This window comes from Rothia sp. HMSC068E02 (assembly GCF_001813565.1).
Taxonomy (GTDB): Bacteria; Actinomycetota; Actinomycetes; order Actinomycetales; family Micrococcaceae; genus Rothia.
The window spans coordinates 1-5,164 of record NZ_KV812868.1; the positions used below are offsets into that span (position 1 = coordinate 1).

2 rRNA genes are annotated in these 5,164 nt (G+C 52.4%); both read left to right on the plus strand.

The features are described from left to right. The first annotated feature begins 346 nt into the window (after positions 1-346). Positions 347-1,874, plus strand: a 16S ribosomal RNA gene (locus tag HMPREF2919_RS00805). Positions 1,875-2,180: 306 nt separating this feature from the next. Then, a 23S ribosomal RNA gene (locus tag HMPREF2919_RS00815) occupies positions 2,181-5,164 on the plus strand; the annotation flags it as partial.

The following is a 5,164-nucleotide window of genomic DNA, read 5'->3' on the forward strand; positions in this document are numbered from 1 at the left end:
TTGTGGTGTGAATCACGGAAAACGGATTTGCATGGCAAACGAAACGCTGGTATAGTTGATTGAGTTGCCGCGGGAACGCGGTAACAACGAAATAACATGAATGACCGTTCAACGGTAAGACTTCTCGAAAGAGTAAGTTGAGGTGTTGAATCGGTGTGTTGCTTGAGAACTCAATAGTGTGCTTTGTTCAATAAAATCACCGAATGGTGATGGAAACTGAAACTAATACCAAATATTTATTGATATTTGATAATCATCAAATGGTTTCAAATTTAGTCAGCTTGAGTCACGCACCCCCGTGTGTGATTCGCTGTTTGAGATCAGATTATCAAGCTTTTCTATTTTTTCAACGGAGAGTTTGATTCTGGCTCAGGACGAACGCTGGCGGCGTGCTTAACACATGCAAGTCGAACGATGAAGCCTAGCTTGCTAGGTGGATTAGTGGCGAACGGGTGAGTAATACGTGAGTAACCTACCTTTAACTCTGGGATAAGCCTGGGAAACTGGGTCTAATACCGGATACGACCAATCTCCGCATGGGGTGTTGGTGGAAAGCGTTATGTAGTGGTTATAGATGGGCTCACGGCCTATCAGCTTGTTGGTGAGGTAACGGCTCACCAAGGCGACGACGGGTAGCCGGCCTGAGAGGGTGACCGGCCACACTGGGACTGAGACACGGCCCAGACTCCTACGGGAGGCAGCAGTGGGGAATATTGCACAATGGGCGCAAGCCTGATGCAGCGACGCCGCGTGAGGGATGACGGCCTTCGGGTTGTAAACCTCTGTTAGCAGGGAAGAAGAGAGATTGACGGTACCTGCAGAGAAAGCGCCGGCTAACTACGTGCCAGCAGCCGCGGTAATACGTAGGGCGCGAGCGTTGTCCGGAATTATTGGGCGTAAAGAGCTTGTAGGCGGTTTGTCGCGTCTGCTGTGAAAGGCCGGGGCTTAACTCCGTGTATTGCAGTGGGTACGGGCAGACTAGAGTGCAGTAGGGGAGACTGGAATTCCTGGTGTAGCGGTGGAATGCGCAGATATCAGGAGGAACACCGATGGCGAAGGCAGGTCTCTGGGCTGTAACTGACGCTGAGAAGCGAAAGCATGGGGAGCGAACAGGATTAGATACCCTGGTAGTCCATGCCGTAAACGTTGGGCACTAGGTGTGGGGGACATTCCACGTTTTCCGCGCCGTAGCTAACGCATTAAGTGCCCCGCCTGGGGAGTACGGCCGCAAGGCTAAAACTCAAAGAAATTGACGGGGGCCCGCACAAGCGGCGGAGCATGCGGATTAATTCGATGCAACGCGAAGAACCTTACCAAGGCTTGACATATACTGGACCGCATCAGAGATGGTGTTTCCCTTCGGGGCTGGTATACAGGTGGTGCATGGTTGTCGTCAGCTCGTGTCGTGAGATGTTGGGTTAAGTCCCGCAACGAGCGCAACCCTCGTTCTATGTTGCCAGCACGTTATGGTGGGGACTCATAGGAGACTGCCGGGGTCAACTCGGAGGAAGGTGGGGATGACGTCAAATCATCATGCCCCTTATGTCTTGGGCTTCACGCATGCTACAATGGCCGGTACAGAGGGTTGCGATACTGTGAGGTGGAGCTAATCCCTAAAAGCCGGTCTCAGTTCGGATTGGGGTCTGCAACTCGACCCCATGAAGTCGGAGTCGCTAGTAATCGCAGATCAGCAACGCTGCGGTGAATACGTTCCCGGGCCTTGTACACACCGCCCGTCAAGTCACGAAAGTTGGTAACACCCAAAGCCGGTGGCCTAACCTTTTTGGAGGGAGCCGTCTAAGGTGGGATTGGCGATTGGGACTAAGTCGTAACAAGGTAGCCGTACCGGAAGGTGCGGCTGGATCACCTCCTTTCTAAGGAGCACATTTAGTTGGCCATGCTGTCCGCGAGTGTCGGGTGGGTGGTTTTGCTCATGGGTGGAATGTTGGTTTTGGGTTGGATGAGGCGCATTGTTGGGTTTTGGGGTAACACGTGTGTGTTGTTCCTTTGTTTGCCTGGCATGGTGATGATGCAAGTGTTTTTGTTTGTGTTGTTGTTGTGTTGTGGGTTGTTGTTTGAGAACTATATAGTGGACGCGAGCATCTTCTGGAATTTGCGTTGAATCAATGCTTTGGTGTTGGTTTGATTGTTGATTTTAGATTCTTATTTTTCTTGATTGTGTGTAAGTTATTAAGGGCACACGGTGGATGCCTTGGCATTAAGAGCCGATGAAGGACGTGTGAATCTGCGATAAGCCTCGGGGAGCCGATAACTGGGCTGTGATCCGAGGATTTCCGAATGGGGAAACCTGGCTCATCTTCATGGTGAGTTACCGCCAGCTGAATGTATAGGCTGGTTGGGGGGAACGCGGGGAAGTGAAACATCTCAGTACCCGCAGGAAGAGAAAATAAAGTAATGATTCTGTGAGTAGTGGCGAGCGAAAGCGGAAGAGACTAAACCTGTGGTGTGTGATAGCGGTTAGGCGTTGCATCATGGGGGTTGTGGGAGTCACAGTGGCAGTTCTAACTGGCTGCCGGCATGATGTTCAGGATGGTAGGTGAACGACTTGGAATGGTCGGCCGTAGAGGGTGAGAGTCCCGTAATCGAAATTGTTCTGTCCGTGGTGTGGCCACCCGAGTAGCACGGGGCTCGTGGAATCTCGTGTGAATCTGCCAGGACCACCTGGTAAGTCTAAATACTTCTTAGTGACCGATAGTGAATCAGTACCGTGAGGGAATGGTGAAAAGTACCCCGGGAGGGGAGTGAAATAGTACCTGAAACCGTGTGCTTACAAGCCGTTGGAGCCTTTTGGGGTGACAGCGTGCCTTTTGAAGAATGAGCCTGCGAGTTAGTGTTATGTCGCGAGGTTAACCCGTGTGGGGTATCCGTAGCGAAAGCGAGTCTGAATAGGGCGTTTGAGTGGCATGACCTAGACCCGAAGCGGAGTGATCTATCCATGGCCAGGTTGAAGCGACGGTAAGACGTCGTGGAGGACCGAACCCACTTCAGTTGAAAATGGAGGGGATGAGCTGTGGATAGGGGTGAAAGGCCAATCAAACTCTGTGATAGCTGGTTCTCCCCGAAATGCATTTAGGTGCAGCGTTACGTGTTTCTTGCCGGAGGTAGAGCTACTGGATGGCCGATGGGCCTTCACGGGTTACTGACGTCAGCTAAACTCCGAATGCCGGTAAGTGAGAGCGTAGCAGTGAGACAGTGGGGGATAAGCTTCATTGTCGAGAGGGAAACAGCCCAGACCACCAACTAAGGCCCCTAAGCGTGTGCTAAGTGGGAAAGGATGTGGAGTTGCTTAGACAACCAGGAGGTTGGCTTAGAAGCAGCCATCCTTGAAAGAGTGCGTAACAGCTCACTGGTCAAGTGATTCTGCGCCGATAATGTAGCGGGGCTCAAGTACACCGCCGAAGTTGTGGCAATGATCTTTTTGGATTGTTGGGTAGGGGAGCGTCGTGTGGCCGGTGAAGCTGCGGTGTAAACCAGTGGTGGAGGCTATGCGAGTGAGAATGCAGGCATGAGTAGCGAAAGATGAGTGAGAAACTCATCCGCCGGATGATCAAGGGTTCCAGGGTCAAGTTAATCTGCCCTGGGTTAGTCGGGGCCTAAGGCGAGGCCGACAGGCGTAGTCGATGGATAACGGGTTGATATTCCCGTACCGGTGAAAAACCGCCCATACTGATATTGTGATGCTAACCATGCGAAGCATGATGTGCAGGCTTTTGTTTGTGTGTTGTGTGGGTTGTGGGACCCGATCTTTGGAGGTAAACGTGTTAACAGGTGTGACGCAGGAAGGTAGCCAAGCCACGCGATGGTTGTCGTGGTCTAAGCGTGTAGGGTTGTCGGTTGTTAAATGCGCCGGCTGTGTGCCTGAGACGTGATGGGACCCCGTTTTTGGGGGATTTGGTGATCCTATGCTGCCGAGAAAAGCATCGGCGTGAGGTTTTAGCCGCCCGTACCCTAAACCGACACAGGTGATCAGGTAGAGAATACTAAGGCGATCGAGAGAATCATGGTTAAGGAACTCGGCAAAATGCCCCCGTAACTTCGGGAGAAGGGGGACCTTGAGCGTGATGGGCACTTGCTGCCTGGAGCGTGTATGGGTCGCAGAGACCAGGGGGAAGCGACTGTTTATCAAAAACACAGGTCCGTGCGAAGTCGTAAGACGATGTATACGGACTGACTCCTGCCCGGTGCTGGAAGGTTAAGAGGATTGGTTAGCCTTTTTTGGGCGAAGCTGAGAATTTAAGCCCCAGTAAACGGCGGTGGTAACTATAACCATCCTAAGGTAGCGAAATTCCTTGTCGGGTAAGTTCCGACCTGCACGAATGGAGTAACGACTTCCCTACTGTCTCAACCATGAACTCGGCGAAATTGCAGTACGAGTAAAGATGCTCGTTTCGCGCAGCAGGACGGAAAGACCCCGTGACCTTTACTATAGTTTGGTATTGGTGTTTGGTTTGGCTTGTGTAGGATAGGTGGGAGACTGTGAAGCATGGACGCTAGTTTGTGTGGAGTCGTTGTTGAAATACCACTCTGGTCAATCTGGATGTCTAACTTCGGGCCATGATCTGGTTCAGGGACAGTGCCTGATGGGTAGTTTAACTGGGGCGGTTGCCTCCTAAAGTGTAACGGAGGCGCCCAAAGGTTCCCTCAGCCTGGTTGGCAATCAGGTGTTGAGTGTAAGTGCACAAGGGAGCTTGACTGTGAGACTGGCAGGTCGAGCAGGGACGAAAGTCGGGACTAGTGATCCGGCGGTACGTTGTGGAACGGCCGTCGCTCAACGGATAAAAGGTACCTCGGGGATAACAGGCTGATCTTGCCCAAGAGTCCATATCGACGGCATGGTTTGGCACCTCGATGTCGGCTCGTCGCATCCTGGGGCTGGAGTCGGTCCCAAGGGTTGGGCTGTTCGCCCATTAAAGCGGTACGCGAGCTGGGTTCAGAACGTCGTGAGACAGTTCGGTCCCTATCCGCTGCGCGCGTTGGAAATTTGAGAAAGGCTGTCCTTAGTACGAGAGGACCGGGACGGACGAACCTCTGGTATGTCAGTTGTACCGCCAGGTGCATGGCTGATTGGCTACGTTCGGGAGGGATAACCGCTGAAAGCATCTAAGCGGGAAGCCTGTTTCGAGATGAGATTTCCTGGCACTTT